Source organism: Spirillospora sp. NPDC047279, assembly GCF_040643285.1.
Lineage (GTDB): Bacteria > Actinomycetota > Actinomycetes > Streptosporangiales > Streptosporangiaceae > Spirillospora.
The window spans coordinates 401,972-421,110 of sequence record NZ_JBEYUA010000007.1 but is presented as its reverse complement, the minus strand read 5'-3'; the positions used below and the strand labels follow the sequence as shown (position 1 = coordinate 421,110).

18 protein-coding genes are annotated in these 19,139 nt (G+C 72.5%); 17 read left to right on the top strand and 1 reads right to left on the bottom strand.

Annotated features, from left to right (window positions below):
* The first annotated feature begins 62 nt into the window (after positions 1–62).
* A complete protein-coding gene (locus ABZ810_RS20705; protein ID WP_358405244.1) occupies positions 63–665 on the top strand; it encodes a cysteine hydrolase family protein in 603 nt (200 codons plus the stop codon).
* Between the two features lie 10 nt (positions 666–675).
* On the opposite strand, the gene ABZ810_RS20700 is transcribed toward ABZ810_RS20705, so the two are convergent.
* Positions 676–1,605, bottom strand: a complete 930-nt coding sequence (locus ABZ810_RS20700) for an AraC family transcriptional regulator (RefSeq protein ID WP_358405242.1) — start codon at positions 1,603–1,605, stop codon at positions 676–678.
* A gap of 194 nt (positions 1,606–1,799) precedes the next feature.
* Between ABZ810_RS20700 and ABZ810_RS20695 the strand changes: the two genes are divergently transcribed.
* From ABZ810_RS20695 to ABZ810_RS20620, 16 genes are all read left to right on the top strand, one after another.
* On the top strand, positions 1,800–2,678 hold the full coding sequence (locus ABZ810_RS20695; RefSeq protein WP_358405239.1) for a sugar ABC transporter permease: 879 nt from the start codon (positions 1,800–1,802) through the stop codon (positions 2,676–2,678).
* Positions 2,675–3,496, top strand: a complete 822-nt coding sequence (locus ABZ810_RS20690) for a carbohydrate ABC transporter permease (RefSeq protein ID WP_358405236.1) — start codon at positions 2,675–2,677, stop codon at positions 3,494–3,496. Before ABZ810_RS20695 ends, ABZ810_RS20690 begins: the two co-directional genes overlap by 4 nt.
* Positions 3,493–6,252 (top strand): family 78 glycoside hydrolase catalytic domain, encoded by a 2,760-nt coding sequence (locus ABZ810_RS20685; RefSeq protein ID WP_358405233.1) that lies wholly within the window; start codon positions 3,493–3,495, stop codon positions 6,250–6,252. The genes ABZ810_RS20690 and ABZ810_RS20685 overlap by 4 nt, the downstream gene beginning before the upstream one ends.
* Positions 6,253–6,259: 7 nt before the next feature.
* Positions 6,260–7,528, top strand: coding sequence for an extracellular solute-binding protein (locus ABZ810_RS20680; protein WP_358405231.1), 1,269 nt, complete (start codon positions 6,260–6,262; stop codon positions 7,526–7,528).
* A gap of 109 nt (positions 7,529–7,637) precedes the next feature.
* The gene (locus ABZ810_RS20675) at positions 7,638–8,732 is read left to right on the top strand and encodes a TIGR03857 family LLM class F420-dependent oxidoreductase (RefSeq protein WP_358405229.1); all 1,095 of its coding nucleotides are present in this window, start codon (positions 7,638–7,640) and stop codon (positions 8,730–8,732) included.
* Entirely contained in the window at positions 8,729–9,760 is a 1,032-nt protein-coding gene (locus ABZ810_RS20670; protein WP_358405226.1) for a phosphotransferase, read from the top strand. Before ABZ810_RS20675 ends, ABZ810_RS20670 begins: the two co-directional genes overlap by 4 nt.
* 171 nt (positions 9,761–9,931) lie before the next feature.
* Complete coding sequence (locus ABZ810_RS20665) at positions 9,932–11,050, top strand: hypothetical protein (RefSeq protein ID WP_358405224.1); 1,119 nt, start codon at positions 9,932–9,934, stop codon at positions 11,048–11,050.
* A complete protein-coding gene (locus ABZ810_RS20660) occupies positions 11,047–11,991 on the top strand; it encodes a DUF6772 family protein (RefSeq protein ID WP_358405221.1) in 945 nt (314 codons plus the stop codon). Before ABZ810_RS20665 ends, ABZ810_RS20660 begins: the two co-directional genes overlap by 4 nt.
* 5 nt (positions 11,992–11,996) lie before the next feature.
* Positions 11,997–12,347 carry a hypothetical protein gene (locus ABZ810_RS20655; protein WP_358405219.1) on the top strand — a complete coding sequence of 117 codons (351 nt, stop codon included), beginning with the start codon at positions 11,997–11,999 and terminating at the stop codon, positions 12,345–12,347.
* A gap of 17 nt (positions 12,348–12,364) precedes the next feature.
* Entirely contained in the window at positions 12,365–13,873 is a 1,509-nt protein-coding gene (locus ABZ810_RS20650) for an ABC transporter substrate-binding protein (RefSeq protein WP_358405217.1), read from the top strand.
* A gap of 45 nt (positions 13,874–13,918) precedes the next feature.
* A complete protein-coding gene (locus ABZ810_RS20645) occupies positions 13,919–14,992 on the top strand; it encodes a LacI family DNA-binding transcriptional regulator (protein ID WP_358405214.1) in 1,074 nt (357 codons plus the stop codon).
* Complete coding sequence (locus ABZ810_RS20640) at positions 14,992–15,918, top strand: ABC transporter permease (RefSeq protein WP_358405212.1); 927 nt, start codon at positions 14,992–14,994, stop codon at positions 15,916–15,918. The genes ABZ810_RS20645 and ABZ810_RS20640 overlap by 1 nt, the downstream gene beginning before the upstream one ends.
* A 10-nt stretch (positions 15,919–15,928) precedes the next feature.
* A complete protein-coding gene (locus ABZ810_RS20635; RefSeq protein ID WP_358405210.1) occupies positions 15,929–16,825 on the top strand; it encodes an ABC transporter permease in 897 nt (298 codons plus the stop codon).
* Positions 16,826–16,834: 9 nt separating this feature from the next.
* A complete protein-coding gene (locus ABZ810_RS20630) occupies positions 16,835–17,845 on the top strand; it encodes an ABC transporter ATP-binding protein (protein ID WP_358405208.1) in 1,011 nt (336 codons plus the stop codon).
* Positions 17,842–18,846 (top strand): oligopeptide/dipeptide ABC transporter ATP-binding protein, encoded by a 1,005-nt coding sequence (locus ABZ810_RS20625; protein WP_358405206.1) that lies wholly within the window; start codon positions 17,842–17,844, stop codon positions 18,844–18,846. The genes ABZ810_RS20630 and ABZ810_RS20625 overlap by 4 nt, the downstream gene beginning before the upstream one ends.
* A gap of 35 nt (positions 18,847–18,881) precedes the next feature.
* A complete protein-coding gene (locus tag ABZ810_RS20620) occupies positions 18,882–19,130 on the top strand; it encodes a DUF6343 family protein (RefSeq protein WP_358405203.1) in 249 nt (82 codons plus the stop codon).
* Positions 19,131–19,139 lie beyond the last annotated feature (9 nt).

Genomic DNA, 19,139 nt, shown 5'->3' with positions numbered 1-19,139 from the left:
CGGTCCGGCCGGGGGTTCACCCTACCCGGAATTCACCCTGCCCGAATCCAAGGAGGAGCACGATGACCGTTTCCACGACGTTGCGCCAGGTGATCGGCCTGGACGGCACGCTGCCGGCGCTGTCCGCCAGCACCCTGATCATGATCGACTTCCAGAACACCTACACCACCGGCGTCATGGCGCTGCCGGAGGCAGGTCCCGCCCTGGACGCCGCCGGCCGGCTGCTGGAGCGGGCCCGCGCCGCCGGGACGCCGGTGGTGCACGTCGTCAACGACGGCGGCGAGGGCAGCCCGTACGACATCCGCGCGGAGATCGGGCGGATCGAGTCCCGGGTCGCGGCGCGGGACGGCGAGCCGGTCGTGGTGAAGGGGTTCCCGGACTCCTTCCACCAGACCGATCTGCTGGAGGTGCTGCGGGGCATGGGCGCCGGGCCGGACCTGGTGCTGGCGGGCTTCATGACCCACATGTGCGTGCAGTTCACCGCCCAGGGCGCGTTCAACCTCGGGTACCGGCCCACCGTCGTGGCCGAGGCGTGCGCGACCAGGCCGCTGGCGGGCCCGGACGGGACGCCGATCCCGGCGGACGCCCTGCACGCCGCCGCGCTGACGACGATCGGCGACCTGTTCGGCACGGTCGCCGCCCGGGGCGCCGACCTCCCCGGCTGATCGGGCGTCCTCAGAGGTCGCGTTCCCGGTAGGCGAGGCCCTTGTCCGGGTGGAGGCCGACGGCGTTGTGGGTGAAGCGCTGCCGGTAGGTGGTGGCCGACAGGCCGTAGTGCGCCTTGAAGCGGCGGGCGAAGTAGTTCTGGTCGCCCCAGCCGACCGCCTGCCCGATCTGGGTGATCGACCGGTCGGTGTGCAGCAGGAGCGTCGCGGCGGTCTCCACCCGGTGCTGGGCGAGGTAGGCCATCGGCGGGAGGCCGGTGGTGGTCTTGAAGATCCGGACGAGGTAGCGGGGCGACAGGTGGAGCTCCTCGGCGAGGCCGGTGAGCGTCCACCGGTGCGCCGGCCGGGCCTCCAGGAGCCGCATCGCCTGGACGACGGCGGGATGGGCCGGGCCGGAGCCGTTCGCGCGCTGCTCGGCGACCGTCCGGGCGAGGTGGCTGACGAACAGCGTGAGCCGGCCGATGATGTCGCCGCGGTGCCGGTCGACGCTCTGGTGGCCGAGCCGGTCCAGGGCGTCGAGGTGAACGACGGCCGCTTTGAGCGATTGTTCGTCCAGCCGGGTGGTGAGCATCCCGCGGCGCTGCATGGAGCGGGGCGCGGTCCAGAGCAGGTAGCCCAGCAGCGGGTCCTCGCGGGTCCAGGCCAGCTCGCGGTGGAGCAACTCGGTGCTGAAACAGCAGTTGTAGAGGTCCAGCCCCCGGCAGTCCTCGTAGCCGTGCCACACCCCGGGGCGCAGCAGGATGACGTCCCCCACCTGCAACTGCCTGCGCCCGTCCAGGGAGCGGTGCACCCCCTCGCCGCCCGTGACGACGGCGATCTCGACGAAGCTGTGGGTGTGGACCGGGTGGTCCCCCTCGTGCAGGTAATGGCCGGCGTACGCCAGCGAGCCGTCGGTGAAGTAGAGCAGGCCCTTGGCGGTCCCGACGGGGGGTTCTTCCATGGCGGGCACCCTAACTCGTGCGGCGGTGCGATGGCCGAGGTGAACATCGTGCTACCGGAGGGCCATTCCGGTCTATCGGCGTGACGGGCACCGGGCGCACGATCCATCACTAGCCGGTGACGCCGTTCACCGGCTGGTGAACACGGATCGCCGTACGCCGCGCCCCGGTCCGCGCGGCGCTGGGAGGGTGCCCGATGCCGGTGCGACACGCGCGGGTTCCGGTCTGGTTCGTCCTGCCGGCGCTCGGGCTGTACGTCTTCGTGGTGCTGCTGCCGTCCGTCCAGGGCGCGGGCCTGGCCTTCACCGACTGGGACGGGCTGAACCCCGCCCGGCACTTCGTCGGCCTCGGCAACTTCCGGCAGATGTGGGACGACCCGGCGGCCCGCGGCGCGCTGCGGCAGACGCTGATCATCGCGGTCGCGATCACAGTGCTCCAGAACGCGCTGGGCCTGGCACTGGCGCTGGGCGTGCACAGCAGGATCAAGAGCCGGTTCGTCCTGCGGGTGCTGCTGTTCGCGCCGGCGGTGATGACGCCGGTGGTCACCGCCGCGTTGTGGAAGTACATGCTGGCCCCCGACGGGGCGCTGAACGGCCTGCTGGGCGCGGTCGGGCTGGACTCCTGGCGGCAGAACTGGCTGGGCGAGGCGAACCTGGCGCTGGCCAGCGTCATCGGGGTGATCGTCTGGCAGTTCGCGGGCTACTCGATGGTGATCTTCCTGGCGGGGCTGCAGAGCATCCCGGCCGAGATCCAGGAGGCGGCCGCGGTCGACGGCGCCGGCGCCTGGCAGCGGTTCCGCCGCGTCGTGCTCCCGCTGCTGGCCCCCGCGACGACGATCAACCTGATGCTCTCGATCATCGGCGGGCTCAAGCTGTTCGACCAGGTGTGGGTGATGACGGCGGGCGGCCCCGGCGACTCGACCCAGACGTTGTCCACCCTGATGTACAAGAACGCCTTCCAGTTCAACGAGTACGGCTACAGCGTCGCGATCGCGATCGTGCTGACCGCGTTCGTCGCGGTGATCTCCAGCGGCCAGTACGGGCTGCTCCGCCGGCAGGAGAGGGCGGCCCGGTGAGCCGGTACACGGTCCGCACGCTGCTGCGCGAGATCCTCATGATCGCGGTCGCGGTCGTCATGGCGTTCCCGCTGTACGTCCTGGTCAACCTGTCGCTGCGGGACCCGCGGGACGGCGCGTCGGTGGTGGCGCCCACGACGTCGCCGACGCTGCGCAACTACGGCGACGCCTGGCGGGACGCCGGGCTGGCCGGGGCCGTCGTCAACAGCGCGGTGGTGACCGCGCTGAGCGTGGCGGTGATCGTGACCGTGTCGGCGATGGCGGCGTTCCTGCTCGCGCGGGTCACCGCCCGCTGGTCGCGGTGGTTGTTCCTGCTGGTCATGCTGGGGCTGCTGCTGCCGTTCCAGCTCGCGCTGCTGCCGCTCTACCAGACGGTCCGCGACCTGCACCTGCTCGGCACCCTGTGGTCGCTGGTCCTGTTCTACAGCGGGCTCCAGGTGCCGTTCGCCACCTTCCTCTACACCGGGTTCCTGCGCGCCCTGCCCCGCGACTACGAGGAGGCGGCGCTGATCGACGGCGCCGGGCCGGTGCAGGTCTTCTGGCGCGTCGTCTTCCCCCTGCTCAGGCCCATCACCGGAACCGTCATCATCCTGAACGCCATCTTCGTCTGGAACGACTTCTTGACTCCTTTCCTGTATCTCAGCGGCAGCGACCAGCAGACCATCCCGGTCGCCATCTTCGGGTTCCTCGGCCAGTACGTGTCGCAGTGGAACCTGGTGTTCGCCGGGCTGGTCCTGGCGATGCTCCCGATCCTCGTCGTCTACTTCGCGATGCAGCGCCACATCATCAAGGGCTTCGCCGGAGGGCTGAAGGGATGACCGCGCTGACCCCCTACGGGCTGACCTGCGAGATGCTCGAGGAGCCTCTCGGCCTGGACGAACGGCTGCCGCGGTTGTCGTGGAAGCTGCGCTCGGAGCGCCGCGGCGACGCCCAGAGCGCGTACCGGATCACCGTCGCGCTCAGCGAGGCCGACCTCGACGACGGCCGCCTCCTCTGGGACACCGGCCGCCGCGAGAGCGGCGACACCCTGCTGGTCGCCTATGACGGCCCGCCGTTGCAGTCCTCGACCCGCTACCACTGGCGGGTCGAGGTCCACGACGCCGGCGGCGAGCGGGCGGGGCGGGCCGACTCCTGGTTCGAGACCGGCCTGCTGCACGCCGACGAGTGGCGGGCGGCATGGATCGCCGCCGACCCGCGGGCGATGCCGGTGCAGGACCCGCCGGAGGATCAGGCCCGCAGCGAGCGGACCCGTCACCTGCTCCCCTGCGCGCACCTGCGGCGCGACTTCACCCTGGAGGGGCCGCCCCTGGTTCGGGCACGCGCGTACGTGAGCGCACGCGGCCTGTACGAGCTGCGCGTCAACGGCCACCGGGTCGGCGACGCCGAGCTGGCGCCCGGCTGGACCGAGTACCGGCACCGTGTCCTCTACCAGTCCTACGACGTGGGCGACCTGCTGCGCGAGGGCGCCAACACCATCGGGGCGGTGCTCGCCGACGGCTGGTGGAGCGGCTTCGTCGGGTTCGACTCGCGCCGGCAGGCGCTGCACTACGGCGACGCGCCCCAGCTGATCGTCCAGCTCCTGCTGGACTTCGCCGACGGCTCGCGCCGCTGGGTGACCTCGGACGGGTCCTGGCGCGAGCATCCGGGCCCGATCCGCTACGCCGACCTGCTCATGGGCGAGTACGTCGACGCGCGCCAGGAGCTGCCCGGCTGGGACGAGCCCGGTCACGACGACCGCGGCTGGCGGCCGGTCGCGGTCGCCGGGCACGACACCGGCGTCCTGGCCGCCTCGCCGGACCGGCCCGTCCGGGTGCTGGACGAGCTCGCGGCGCGAACGGTGGAACGGCGCCCGGACGGCCGGTTCGTCGTCGACCTCGGGCAGAACATGGTCGGCCGCGTCCGGCTGACGGTCCGGGGCGCCGCCGCCGGGCGGCGGATCCGGCTGCGGCACGCCGAGATGCTCTCCGCGGACGGCGAGCCGTACGTGGACAACCTGCGCACCGCCGAGGCCACCGACGTGTACGTGGCCGCGGGCCGGCCGGTCGAGGTGTTCGAGCCGCGCTTCACCTTCCACGGGTTCCGGTACGTCGAGGTCACCGGCTACCCGGGGGACCTGCGGCCCGAGGACGTCACCGGCCGGGTGCTGTCCGGCGACACCCCGTGGACCGGCGAGTTCGCGTGCTCCGACGACCTGGTCACGCGGCTGGACTCCAACATCCGCTGGGGCCAGCGCGGCAACTTCGTGTCCGTTCCGACCGACTGCCCGCAGCGGGACGAGCGGCTCGGCTGGCTGGCCGACGCCCAGGTGTTCCTGCCGACGGCCTGCCGGAACGCCGACGTGTCGGCGTTCTTCGCCCGCTGGATGCGCGACGTGACCGACGCCCAGCATCCCGACGGCGCGTTCCCCGACGTGGTCCCGGAGTTGTGCATGACCCGGGAGGGCGCCCCGGCCTGGGGCGACGGCGGAGTGATCATCCCCTGGCTGCTGTACCGCCTCTACGGGGACCGGCGCGTCCTCGAACGTTCCTTCCCCGCCATGAAGCGCTGGGTGGACCACGTCCACCGGCACAACCCCGGGCTGATCTGGCGCCACCGCGTCGGCAACCACTACGGCGACTGGCTCCAGGTGAACGCGGAGACCCCGCGCGACCTGCTGGCCACCGCCTACTTCGCCCACAGCGCCGGGCTCGTCGCCGAGACGGCCGCGGTCCTCGGCGCCGGGGAGGACGCCGCCCGGTACCGCGTCCTGCGCTCGGCCGTCCGGGACGCGTTCATCGACGCCTTCGTCGACCCCGAGGACGGCCGGGTCGACGGAGGGACGCAGACCGGCTACCTCCTCGCCCTGGCGTTCGGCCTGCTGCCGCCGCACGCCGTCTCAGCGGCGGTCGGCCACCTCGCCGCCGACATCGAGGCCCGCGGTCATCACCTGACCACGGGGTTCGTCGGCGTCGCGCTGCTGTGCCCGGTGCTGGCGGCGCACGGCCGCGCGGACCTGGCGTACGCCCTGCTGCACCAGGACACCTATCCGTCCTGGAACCACTCCCTCCATCACGGCGCCACCACGATCTGGGAGCGCTGGGACGGCTGGACCGAGGACCACGGCTTCCAGTCACCGGCCATGAACTCCTTCAACCACTACAGCCTCGGCTCGGTCGGCGAATGGTTGTACGGCGGCGTCGCCGGCATCGGCCAGCGCCCCGACTCCGTCGCCTACTCCGCCCTGCTGCTCCAGCCCACCGTCGGGGGCCGTCTCACGTGGGCCCGGGCCCGCCAGGAGACGGCCCGCGGCACCGTCGAGTGCGGCTGGGCGCTCCAGGACGGCGAGCTGCGCGTCGATGTCGCCGTCCCGCCCGGCATCAGCGCCACGCTCGTGGTCCCGACCCGCGATCCCGGCACCGTCCGCGAGGGCGGCGCGCCGGTCACGGGCCGCGACGACATCCGGATCGACGACCGTACCGAGGGCACGCTGACCGTGCGGCTCGGCGGCGGCCGCCACCGGTTCACCGCGGTCCCGCCCGCCTCCGGCGGCCCCACCCCATCCCCGGTCCTGGCTCAGGACCTGCCCACCCCTTGAGGTAGCCATGTCAACGATCCATCGCCTCACCGCGGCGTGCGCCGTGTCGGCCGTCGCCCTCACCGCCACCGCCTGCAGCAGCGGCACGAACTCCTCGTCCGGCGGCTCCCAGAGCCTGCGCGTGGCGGCGGTCGCCACCGACCGCGCCGGGACCGAGGCCGTCATCCAGGCGTTCAAGGCCAGGAACGCCGGAGTCCAGATCACCACCAGCTACGCCGACACCGACCAGTACCAGGGCACGCTGCGCACGCAGCTGTCGTCGGGCACCGCCCCCGACGTCTTCTTCGCCTGGCCCGGCAACGGCAACCCGGGCGCCATCCAGGTGCTCGCCCCCACCGGCTACCTGGCCGACCTGTCCGGGCGCCCCTGGGCGGCCCGGCTCCCGGCCGGGATCAAGTCCGTCGCCCAGGTCGACGGCAAGACCTACATCGCCCCGCTCACGTTCGTCGGCATCGGCGCCCTCTACAACAAGAAGGCGCTCGCCGACTCCGGCGCCAGGATCCCGGCCACCTGGCCCGAGACGCTGGCGTTCTGCGACGCCGCCAAGGCCAGGGGCAAGGTCGCCTTCGCCCTCGGCAACCAGACCGACTGGGTCACCCAGCTCGTCGACTACGCCCTCGTTCCCACCACGGTCTACGCGACCGTCCCCGACTTCGACCAGAAGATGAAGTCCGGCGCGGCCACGTTCGCCGGCTCCGGCTGGAAGACCGCCATGGACAAGTACCTGGAGATGAACGAGCGCGGCTGCTTCTCCAAGGACCCGCTCGGCACCAGCTTCGAGAGCTCGGTCTCCCAGCTCGCCACCGGCAAGGCCGTCGCCGCCGTCCAGGTCACCTCGACCCTCAACCAGCTCAAGTCCGAGGCGCCGCAGGGCACCGAGTTCGGGCTGTTCCCGCTCCCCGCGACCGGGAACGCCGCCGACACCCGGATGCCCGGCGCCGCGGGCGGCGCGTTCGCCCAGAACGCCAAGGCCAAGAACCCCGGCCTGGCCGGGAAGTTCATCGACTTCATGGCCACGCCCGAGGCCATGAACCTGTACGCGAACGCGACCGGTAACCTGCCGAGCATCCCCAACGCCCAGTTCAAGGCCGACCCGGCCCTCCAGCCGCTCATCGACTTCCAGAAGGCCGGCCGGACCGTCCCGTTCATGGACCAGCTGTGGCCCAACCCCAAGGTCCAGCAGGCCCACTTCACCGGAGTCCAGAACATGTTCTCCGGCAAGGACTCCCCCGACGACGTCCTCAAGCGCATGGACACCGCCTACGCCCAGAAGTGAGCCTTCTCCCCGGGCCCACTGAGAGAGTGCCATAGATCACAGGACACCCTTCCGGACGGGTGTCCAGTTGCAGTACGTTCGGGGCCTGGCTCGGCCGGAGGAGGGTGCGGTGGACGACCTGCCAGAGCTCGGATGTTACGGGCTCGCCGGACATTCGGGAACGCCCAGGGATCTGCTCGGCGAGGTCGCCGCGGCGGAGCGGGCCGGTCTCGGCTCGGTGTTCCTGTCGGAGCGCTTCAACACCAAGGACGCGGCGGTGTTGTCCGGCGCGGCGGCGGCGGTGAGCGAGCGGATCGGCATCGCGACCGCGGCGACCAACCACAACACCCGGCATCCGCTGGTGACCGCGACGCTCGCGACGACGATGCACCGGCTGAGCGGCGGGCGGTTCGCGCTCGGCCTGGGCCGCGGCTTCGACATGCTCTTCGACGTCATGGGCCTGCCGAGGGTGACCCAGGACGGGCTGGACGACTTCATCGGGATCATGCGCAGGTTGTGGCGGGGCGAGGCCGTGGCCGGTCACGACGGGCCGGCCGGGCGTTTCCCCTACCTCAACCAGGACGCGGCGTTCCGCGAGGACATCCCGATCATCCTGGTGGCGATGGGCGAACGCACGCTGGAGTTCGCCGGGCGGGTCGCCGACGGGGTCGTCCTGCACACCTTCTTCACCGACGAGACCCTGGCCAGGGCCGTCGCGCTGGTCCGGCGCGGCGCCGCCGAGGCGGGGCGCGACCCGGCGTCGGTGCGCGTGTGGTCGGTGCTGGCGACGGTCGGCGACCACCTGGACGAGGAGGCGCGGCTGCGCAAGATCGTGGGCCGGCTGGCCACCTACCTCCAGGGCTACGGGGATCTGCTGGTCCGGGTCAACCGGTGGGATCCGGAGGTCCTGGCCCGCTTCCGCGCCGACGACCTGGTCAACGGCTACCCCGGCGCGTTCGACGCCCTGGCCACGCCCGACGAGCTGCGCCGGCTGGCCGCGCTGCTGCCGGACGAGTGGACCGGGGCCGCCGCCGTCGGATCGCCGGACCGCTGCGCGCGGCGCGTCCTGGACCAGTTCGAGGCCGGCGCCGACAGCGTGATCCTGCACGGCGCCACCCCGGCGGAGCTGGCCCCGGTCATCGACGCCTACCGGGGCGTCCGGCTCGCCGAACGTTTCAAGGGCCTGCCCCGCAACCCGGGCCGCGTCCGCGAGGGCCTGTCATGATCGGCACGGCGCTCGCCCCGCTCGACGCGGGCTGGCTGAGCGAGGTGCTCGGCGGAAAGGTGACCGACGTCCGGTGGGAGCCGGTCGGCACCGGGCAGATGAGCGGCTGCTACCGCGGCGTGCTCGCCGGGGAGGGCGTGCCGGCGCGCCTGGTCGCCAAGCTGCCCATCGGGGACGCGGCGACCCGAGAGATGATCAAGGGCATCTACCGCACCGAGGCGCGGTTCTACCTCGACCTGGCCGGGACGGTCGCGGTCCGCGCGCCGCGCTGCCGGTACGGGGCGTTCGACGAGGAGACCGCCGACTTCGTCCTGCTGCTGGACGACCTCTACCCGGCGGCCCAGGGCGACCAGCTCGCCGGCTGCGGCGCCGGCCCGGCCCTCGACTGCGTGGCCAACCTGGCCGGCCTGCACGGCCCCCGCTGGTGCGACCCGTCCCTGCTCGGCCTGGACTGGCTGCACCGCTCCGGGCCCGAGGACGTCGACGGGGTGACCGAGGCGCTCGGCCCCGCCACCGACATCTTCATCGACCGGTTCGAGGGGCGGCTCGCCCCCGACGACAAGGCGACCCTGCGCGCGGTGGCCGGCCTCGCCGGGCCCTGGATCGCCGCCCGGCCCGAACGGTTCTCGCTCGTGCACGGCGACTACCGGCTCGACAACCTCATCTTCCCGCCGGGCGGGCTGCCCGGCGTCGCCGCGGTCGACTGGCAGACCCTCTCGGTGGGCCTGCCCGCGCGCGACCTGGCCTACTTCCTGGGCACCAGCCTGACCGTCGAGGACCGCCGCGCCTGCGAACGGGACCTGGTCGCCGCCTACCACGACGCCCTCACCGGGCACGGCGTGACCGGCTACCCGCTCGAACAGTGCTGGGACGACTACACCTTCTCCCACCTCCAGGGCCCGCTGATCACCGTGCTGGGCTGCGCGTACGGCACCCCGACCGAGCGGGGCGACGAGATGTTCCTGGCCATGGCGTCGCGGTCGTGCGCCGCCATCCGCGACCACGACACCCTCGCGATGGTCACCTGACCACCGCCTGAACGGCCTCCCGCGCCGTCGTGACCACCCCATTCGCTCGGATGAGCGGATGGGGTGGTTTCTTTTCGGGTCTTGACAGCTTCGTGGCGCACCATCCATGGTTTGTGAACGCTCACGTTAACGTTAATGTGACACAGCCGACATGGAAAGGCCCCCTGAAGCATGAGGACGTCGCGTCCCCCCGCCCGCCTGATAGGAACCCTCGCGGCCGCCGCCTGCGCCGTCGCGCTGGCCGCCGCCCCCGCGTCCGCCTCGTCACCCGCGCCCGACCGGTCTCCCGCCTCGCACCACGGCCGGGACAAGATCGACCTGCGGATCGCCACCTACAACGTGTGCGGGCACGGCTGCCTGCCGACCAAGGAGATCTGCGAGGCGACCATCGGCCGCGACTGCGCGACCAAGCTCCCGCCGTGGGCGGACGGGCGCGCGGCGGCCGTGGTGGAGGACGTCGTCCGGGCCCGCGCCGGAGTCGTGGTCACCCAGGAGATCGGCAACAACGCCACCCCGACGCAGCCGATCGTGGACGTCGAGTCCTTCCGCGCGCCGCTGACGGCCGCGATGCGCGCCCGCGGCTACGAGGAGGCCCCCGCCGACTACGCCGGGACCCGCCACCCGCAACTGGGCTACCCACTGAAGTCCGGCGCCGGGCGCTACACCTACTACGACGCCCGCCGCTTCTCCCACAAGGACGAGCGGGGCCGGGAGCTGCCGCACGACCTGCTGTGGCTGCCCGACTCGACCGAGATCTACGGCAAGACGATGACGTGGAACACCCTGCGCGACCGCCGTACCGGGATGCGCTTCGTCGTGGTCAACATGCACCTGGAGTACCGCAAGAACGGCGCCACCGACCCCAACGGCTGGACCAAGAACTGGGACCAGGTCCGCTACGCCGACGCGCGCCGCACCGCCGAGTACCTGACGCGCGACAACGCCTACACCCGCGAGTTGCCGGTCGTCTTCGCCGGCGACATGAACTCCGCCTCCCAGGAGGACGGCGCCAGCTCCTACGACGCGTTCGCCGACCTGGGCTACGCCGACGCCCACGAGACCGCGCGGGTGCGCTTCGGCGATCAGTACCTGTCGTTCAACGGCGGCAAGATCCCGGTCCCGCTGGGCGACGACAAGATCGACCACATCTTCGTCAAGTCCGGGACGCCGGTCCGCCAGTGGACGCTCGTCCCGCAGACGACCGCGCAGTCCGGCGCGGCCTGGGACCTGCTGCGCTCGGACCACAACCTGGTGCACGCCACCGTCCGTATCGAGGAGCTCAACCGATGACCATCGAACCCGGCGCACTCGCCGCCGAGCTGCGCCTGGCCGACCCGGAGATCTCGCGCTTCAGCCCGCTGAAGCGGATCCTGGTGCACGACCAGTTCAACACCGGCACGCACGGCTGGATCGAGCTGCTCGGCAACTACGACGGGCGGGGCGACCTGGACACCGTCGACGACCACATGCGCGACTTCCGGCCGCCGCAGCTGAGCTCCTGCAACTTCTTCGACGTGGGCACGCACGGCGCGATGTCGGGCACCTACGCGCTGAAGGTCGCGACCCGCCCGGTCACCGGTCACACCGCCGTCGCGATCCGGCGGCTGACCATGGCCGGCAAGGGCAAGGTGCAGTTCGAGGCGTACCTGACGTTCAAGACCGAGGCGCACTCGGCGGAGAACCAGGCGGCGACCAAGGCCGGCGCCGGCGAGTGGGACGCCAACCTGCACCCCTCCGAACAGCAGTTCGGCGCGTTCACCATCGCCACCGACATCTGCGACGGCGTCCGCTACCACTGCGTCGCCCGCTACCTCAACACCGACCTGGACAACGAGCTGCGCCGGGAGTGGGTCTACCCGACGGTGCCGGAGCCGACGCCGCGCGAGCACTTCGAGGGCAAGCTCAAGCTGCCGCCGACCGCCGACTTCACCGCCCCGAACCCGGAGGACTGGACGGCGTTCGGCGGGCCGCAGGAGCTCTGCTACAACGAGGTCCCCACCAAGGTCAACTGGCACTACGTGCGCTGGGTGATCGACACCAGCACCCGCTCCAACGTGGAGCTCCAGGTCAACGACGTCGTGTACGACATGAGCGACGTCCCGGTCCCGCCGTACGACGAGGAGTACGGCTCGCTGGAGAACCTGCTCAACTTCTACGTCTCGGTCAGGACGCACACCGACGTGCGCAACTTCCTGTACCTGGACTCGGTACTGATCTCGGTGGACTGGTAAGGAGCATGACCAAAATGCGTGAGTCGTTCACCGCCGTCCTCGAACGTGCCCGTACCCTGACGGGCGAGTTCGCGACCGAGCCGTACGAGGTGGCCTGGGCCGCCGAGGCGCGCTGGTTCGTCCGGACCCTGGAACGCACCGACCCCGGCACCCGGCTGCGGGTCACCACCCAGATCTCCCCCGACGGGCTGAACTGGTGCGACCTCGACCCCGCCCGTGAACTGGCGGGCGACCTGGAGAGCTGGACCTCCGAGGGGTTCGGCGGCTGGCTCCGGCTGAAGGGCACGGTCGAGTCCGAGCCGGGCGCCACCGATCCCGGCGCCAAGGTGATGATCTACCTGGCGCTCAAGAGCTAGCGCTGAGAGGAGGCGGCATGGAGCTGCGGAGGCGCGAGTTCCTCGCCCTGGCCGGGCTGGCGGCGTCCAGCGTCGCCCTGGCCGGCTGCGGCGGGGCGGGCGCGGTCGCGCCGGACGGGTCGCTGCGCGCCGCGTTCGGGCAGCCCGTCACCGACCTGGACCCGTACAACGCGGGCACGGCGGTGGACGAGGCGTCGCTGATCGTCAAGCGGCTGGTGTTCGACACCCTGGTCCGCCGCGACGGGGAGCGTCTCGTCCCGGGCCTGGCCACGTCGTGGCGGCGGACCGGCGACACGACCTGGGTGTTCGAGCTGCGGCAGGGGGTGCGCTTCCACGACGGGAGCGCCGTCACCGCGCGTGACGTCGTCGCCTGCCTGGAACGCACCAAGGCCGTGAAGTCGGCGCAGAGCGCGCTCTGGGCGACGGTCATGTCCGCCAGGGCGGACGGCGACCACCGGATCACGTTCGAGACCGACGGGCCGATGGCGACGCTGCCGGTCAACCTGACCCTGCTGTTCATCGTCCCGGCACGGCTCGTCGCCGACCCGGAGCAGAAGCGCCGGCCGGTGGGCTCGGGGCCGTTCCGCGTCACCGGGTTCACCCCGTCGACGAACGTCGAACTCGCCCGGTACGACGCCTACTGGGGCGGTCCCGCCGGAGTGCCGGGCATCTCCATGCCGTTCATCGCCGAGACCTCCAGCGCGATCACCGCGCTGCGCAACGGCGACGTGGACCTGCTGTGGCCGGTCCCCTCCGACCAGCTCGGCGAGGTCCGGGGGCAGCGCGGCGTCCGGGTCGAGACGGTGCCGAGCTGGACCTACTACCTGACCTGGTTCAACTGCGGGCGCAAGCCGTTCGACGACCCCCGCGTGCGGCGCGCGATGATCCAGGCGCTCGACCTGGACGAGATCGTCGGGAAGCTGTTCGGGGCGGGCGCCGAGCAGATGCGCGCCCCGATCCCGTCCACCGTGTTCGGGTACGCCGAGCAGCCGCCGTTCGCCCACGACCCCGGCGCCGCCCGCAGGGCGCTGGCGGACGCGGGCCTGGCCCGCGGCTTCACCACCACGATGATGTGGTTCGACGCCACCGGGCCGCTCTCCCGCGAGCTGGCCCAGTCGATGATCTCGGCCTGGGACGAGATCGGCGTCAAGGTCACGCCGCAGAGCATCGAGAAGGCCCAGTGGCTCCAGCGGCTCAACACCCTCGACTGGGACATGGAGCTGCAGACCAACACGGTGACGACCGGCGACGCCGCGTTCACCCTCGGCCGCCTCTACACCTCCAAGGCCAACCGGATGGGCTACAAGAACCCCGCGCTCGACAAGGTCCTGGCCGCGGCCGGCGCCGAGCCAGACACCGCGGCGCGCGAGAGGTTGTACGCCGAGGCCTGCAAGACGATCTGGTCGGACGCGGTGGGGATCTTCCCGGCCGCGCTCACCACCGCGTACGGGTTGCGGTCGGACGTCAGCGGGTTCACGCCCGCCGCGAACAACCAGCCGGACCTGGCCCCGGTGCGCAGAGGGTGATCGCATGAACCGCCACGCCCAGACCGCCGCCCCCGGGAGGACGCCATGAGCCCGCGCCGCAGGGCCACCCTGCGCGACATCGCCGCCGCGCTCGACCTGTCGGTCAACACCGTGTCCCGCGCCCTGGCGGGCAAGGACGCGGTGAGCGAGGAGACCCGCGAGCGCGTGCGCGCGGAGGCCGACCGGCTCGGGTACGTGCCCAACACCATGGCCCGGTCGCTCGTGCTGCAGAACGCGATGACGATCGGGCTGGTGATCACCAACCCGTCCAACCCGTTCTACGCGCGGCTCATCAGCGCCATCGAGGCGCGCGGGCGGGTGCACGGCTACTCGCTCATGCTGATGGTCACCGAGGACAGCGCCGACAACGAGCGGCGCGTCGCCGAGGAGCTCATGCGGTGGGGCGTGGACGGCGTGCTGGCCGTCCCGATACAGCACGGCACCGACCACTGGGAACGGCTCGAGAAGTCGGGCACCCCGGTCGTCCTGGTCAACCGCGACCTGCCCGGCCTGGCGGCCGACCTCGTCGCGGTCGACTACCGCGACAGCGCCCGGCGGGCCACCGAGCTGCTCATGGCCACCGGCACCCGCGACGTGTACCTGGTCGAGGAGGACCTGGACATCTCCCCGGTCGCCGAGCGCGTCCGGGGATTCCAGGAGGTGATGGCCGAGCACGGCGTTACCGTCGGCGACGACCACCTGATCCGGGTGCCGACGCGGCGCCGCGAGGCCAGCTCCCAGCCCTGGGACCCGATCGACTCGTACACGATCGGCCGCGACCTCGCCCGCCGGATCGAGCCCGGCGGCGCCGTGCTGGCCGGCAACGACTACTTCGCGCTCGGGCTGTACCGGGCGTTCACCGAGCACGGTCTGCGGATCCCGGAGGACGTCGCCGTGGTCGGCCACGGCGACCACCCCTTCGCCGCCTACCTCGCTCCCCCGCTGACCACCGTGCGGCTGCCCGCCGCCCAGGTCGGCGCCACCGCCGTGGACCGGCTCCTCGAACGGATGGCGGGCCCTGACGCGCGGCCGGACCGGGACGTCCCCGGCCCGCCGCCCCGCCAGACCCTGCTGCCCGCCGAGGTCGTCGTCCGCGCTTCCACCCCGGAGGTGCCCTGATGGGCCGGTTCCTGCTCCGCCGCGCCGGGCAGGCGGTCGTCGTCGCCCTCGGCGCGATCAGCCTGGTGTTCGTCGTCGTCCGGGTGGTGCCCGGCGACCCGGCCACCCTCATTCTCGGCCCGGACGCCGGCGCCGACCAGATCGCCTCGGTCCGCGCCGACTTCGGCCTCGACCGGCCGTTGTGGCAGCAGTACCTCACGCACATGGGCGAGGTGCTGCGCGGCGACTTCGGCGAGTCGTGGCGGCTCGGCGGCGACGCCATGGCGGCGACGCTGGACCGGTTCCCGGCCACGCTGGCGCTCGCCCTGCTCGCGCTGCTGATCACCATCGCGGTCGGGTTCCCGCTCGGCATGGCCTGCGCCCGGCGTCCCGGCAAGGTCGCCGACCTGGTCGTGTCGACCGGTTCGCTGGTCGGGCAGGCGCTGCCCTCGTTCTGGGTTGGGATCGTGCTGATCCTGATCTTCGCGCGCTCGCTCGGCTGGCTGCCGAGCACGGCCGGCGGCGGCGCCCTGGCGGTGATCCTTCCGTCGGTGACGCTCGCGCTGCCGTTCGTCGGCTGGCTCGCCCGGCTGGTGCGCAACGGCGCCCTGGAGGAGAGCGCCAAGGACTACGTCCGGACGGCACGCGCCAAGGGCACCGGCGAGACCGCCGTCATGTACGTGCACGTCGCCCGCAACATCGCGCTGCCCGTCGTCACCGTGCTCGGGCTGCTGATGGGCAACTTCATCGCCAACGCCGTCATCGTCGAGGTCGTCTTCTCCTGGCCGGGCATCGGGTCGCTGATGGTCGACGCCATCACCAACCGCGACTACGCGGTGGTCGAGGCCGCCATCGTGACGATCACCGTCTCCTACATCGCGCTGAACCTCCTGGTCGACGTGCTGTGCGTCGCCCTCGACCCGCGCCTCACCCCCGAGAACGCATAGGGGATCGTTCATGAGCACCATCGCACCCGCCCCCGCGGTACCCGCCGCGGCGACCGCTCCGGGCACGGCGTCGCGCCGGCGCCGCCTGCCCGTCACCGCCTGGATCGGCCTGGCCGTCCTCGCCCTGTTCGTCCTCGCGGCGATCGTCGGCCCCTGGATCCGGCCGTACGACCCGGTCGCGACCGACCTGCCGCACCGCCTGCTGGCGCCCGGCTCGCAGCTCGGCGACGGCTCCGTCGCCTGGCTCGGCACCGACCAGGTCGGCCGGGACATGCTGGCGATCCTGCTGGCAGGCAGCCGCGTCTCGCTGATCGTCGCGCTCGCCACCGTGGTCATCGGCGGCGCCATCGGCCTCGTCGCGGGCCTGGCCGCCGGCTACTTCGGCGGCTGGACCGACACGGTCCTGTCCCGGATCGGCGACGTCCAGCTCGCGTTCCCCTCGATCCTGCTGGCCATCCTGATCGCCGGGGTGCTCGGTCCCAGCATCACCAACGTCGTCATCACCCTCGCGGTCACCCGCTGGGTGATCTTCGCCCGGGTCGTGCGGGCCTCCGCGATGGCCACCCGCGACCTGGAGTTCGTCGACTCCGCCCGGGTCCTCGGCGCGGGCCACCTGCGCATCCTGGCCCGGCACGTCCTGCCCAACTGCTGGCAGCCGCTGCTGGTGGCGGCGACCGTGCAGATCGGACTGACCATGGTCGCCGAGGCGTCGCTGAGCTTCCTCGGCCTCGGCATCCCGCCGGACGCCGCCTCGTGGGGCGCGACGGTCTCGGCGGGCCGCGACTACCTCGGCTCCGCCTGGTGGATCTCCACCATGCCCGCGCTCGCGCTCGCCGCCGTGGTGACCGGCGTCGGCGTGGTCGGCGACGCGTTCCGCGACCTGGCCGACCCGCGCGCCCAGCTCTGAGAGGCACCCATGACCATTTCCGAAACCCGCCCCGCCCCCGCCGGCGAGACCGCCGCCGAACTGCGCGACGTCCACATCGGGTTCCGCTCGGGCAAGCACGTCACCCCCGTCGTCCGGGGGATCTCCCTCACCCTGCGCCGCGGCCGCGTGCTGGCCCTGGTCGGCGAGTCCGGCAGCGGCAAGAGCCTGACCTCGCTCGCGCTCATCGGGCTCCTGCCGCCCGGCGCCGAGATCACCGGCGGCACCGTCACGCTCGGCGGCGAGGACACCACCGGGTTCTCGTCCCGCCGCTGGCGCGACGCCCGCGGCGACCAGGTCGCCATGGTGTTCCAGGACCCGATGGCCGCGCTCAACCCCGGCTTCCCCGTCGGCTGGCAGATCGCCGAGCCGTTCCGGCGCCGCCTCGGCCTCGACCGCAGGGCGGCGCGGGAACGTGCCATCGCCCTGATGCGCGAGGTCGGCATCGCCGACGCCCCGGCCCGCTTCGGCGACCACCCGCACCAGTTCTCCGGCGGCATGCGCCAGCGGGCGGTGATCGCGATGGCCCTCGCGCTCGAACCCGCCGTCCTGCTGGCCGACGAGCCCACCACCGCGCTCGACGTCACCGTCCAGGCCCAGATCCTCCAGCTGCTCGCCCAGCGCCAGCGCGAGGCGGACCTCGCGACCCTGCTGGTCTCGCACGACCTCGGCGTCGTCGCCCGCCTCGCCCAGGACGTCGCCGTCATGTACGCGGGCCGCATCGTCGAACGCGGGCCGCTGGACGACGTCTACACCAGGCCCGCGCACCCGTACACCCTCGGGCTCCTCCAGGCGATGCCGGAGGCCGCCGAGGACACCCGGCTCAAGCCGATCCCCGGACTCCCGCCGGACCCGCGCCGCCCGCCCGGCGGCTGCGCGTTCCACCCGCGCTGCCCGTTCGCCACCGACGTCTGCCGCACCGACGACCCGCCGCTGGTCGAGACCGGCGCCCGCGCCGTGGCCTGCCACCACTCCGACCAGGTGACCAAGGAGACCGCATGACCGTCACCGACGTTGTCCTCAAGGTCAGCGGCCTGGAGGCCGGCTACGAACGGCCCGGCCGGCACGGTTTCGGCCACACCCGCGTCCCCGTCGTGGCCGGCGTCGACCTGACCGTGAACGCGGGCCGCACCCTCGGCGTCGTCGGCGAGTCCGGCTGCGGCAAGTCCACGCTCGCCCGCGCGATCGTCGGGCTGCGCCCGCCGTTCGCCGGCACGATCGAGTTCGCCGGCGCCGACCTGGCCGCCGCGCCGCCGCGCCGCCGCCGCCGGCTGAGCCGCGACCTCCAGATGGTCTTCCAGGACCCCTACACCTCGCTCAACCCCCGCATGACCGTGGCCGCGGTCATCGCCGAGGGCTGGAGCGTCCACCCGGGCATCGTCGCCCGCGACGAGCGCGACGCCGAGGTCGCCCGCCTCCTCGACCTGGTCGGCCTGCGGCCCGAACACGCCGCCCGCCACCTGCACGAGCTGTCCGGCGGCCAGTGCCAGCGCGTCGCCATCGCCCGCGCGCTGGCCCTCCGCCCCAAGCTCATCGTCTGCGACGAGGCGGTCTCCGCCCTGGACGTCTCGGTCCGCGCCCAGATCCTCAACCTCCTCGCCGACCTCCAGTCAGAGCTCGGCGTCGCCTACCTCTTCATCTCCCACGACCTGGACGTCGTCCGCCACATCTCCCACGACGTCGCCGTCATGTACCTCGGCACCGTCGTCGAGTACGGCACCGCCGCCGACGTCTTCACCTCACCGCAGCACCCGTACACCCGCGCCCTGCTCTCGGCCGCCCCCTCCGTCACCGACCGCCCGTCCTCCACCACCGACGACATCGTCCTCACCGGAGAGGTCCCCTCCCCCTCCTCGCCCCCGAGCGGCTGCCGGTTCCGCACCCGCTGCTACATGGCCACCGACGTCTGCGCCACCGAGGTCCCCGCCCTGACCACCCGCGACGGCCTCCCCCAGACGGTCGCCTGCCACTTCGCCGACTCCAAGGACTCCACCGCCCCCTGACGCATCAACGGGCTCCAGCCGGGCACGAGCCCGGTATGAGCGAGATCAAGCCTGACCACGGGCGACCGCCCGGCGACGAGCCGGTGACCGCCCGCAGCCCGCTGCGTCTGAGAGCCGTGCTCTCCGTGATCACGCTGGTGTGGGCGGGAGCGGCCACCGTGCTCTTCGTCGTCCTGGGCGTCCGCGACGGCGGCGCCCTCTACTGGGCCCTGGGCGCCGTCTGCCTGATCATCGTCGTCACGGCCGCGATCGACCTCCGCGTCATCGCCCGCCGCTCCCGCTGAAGGTACGGG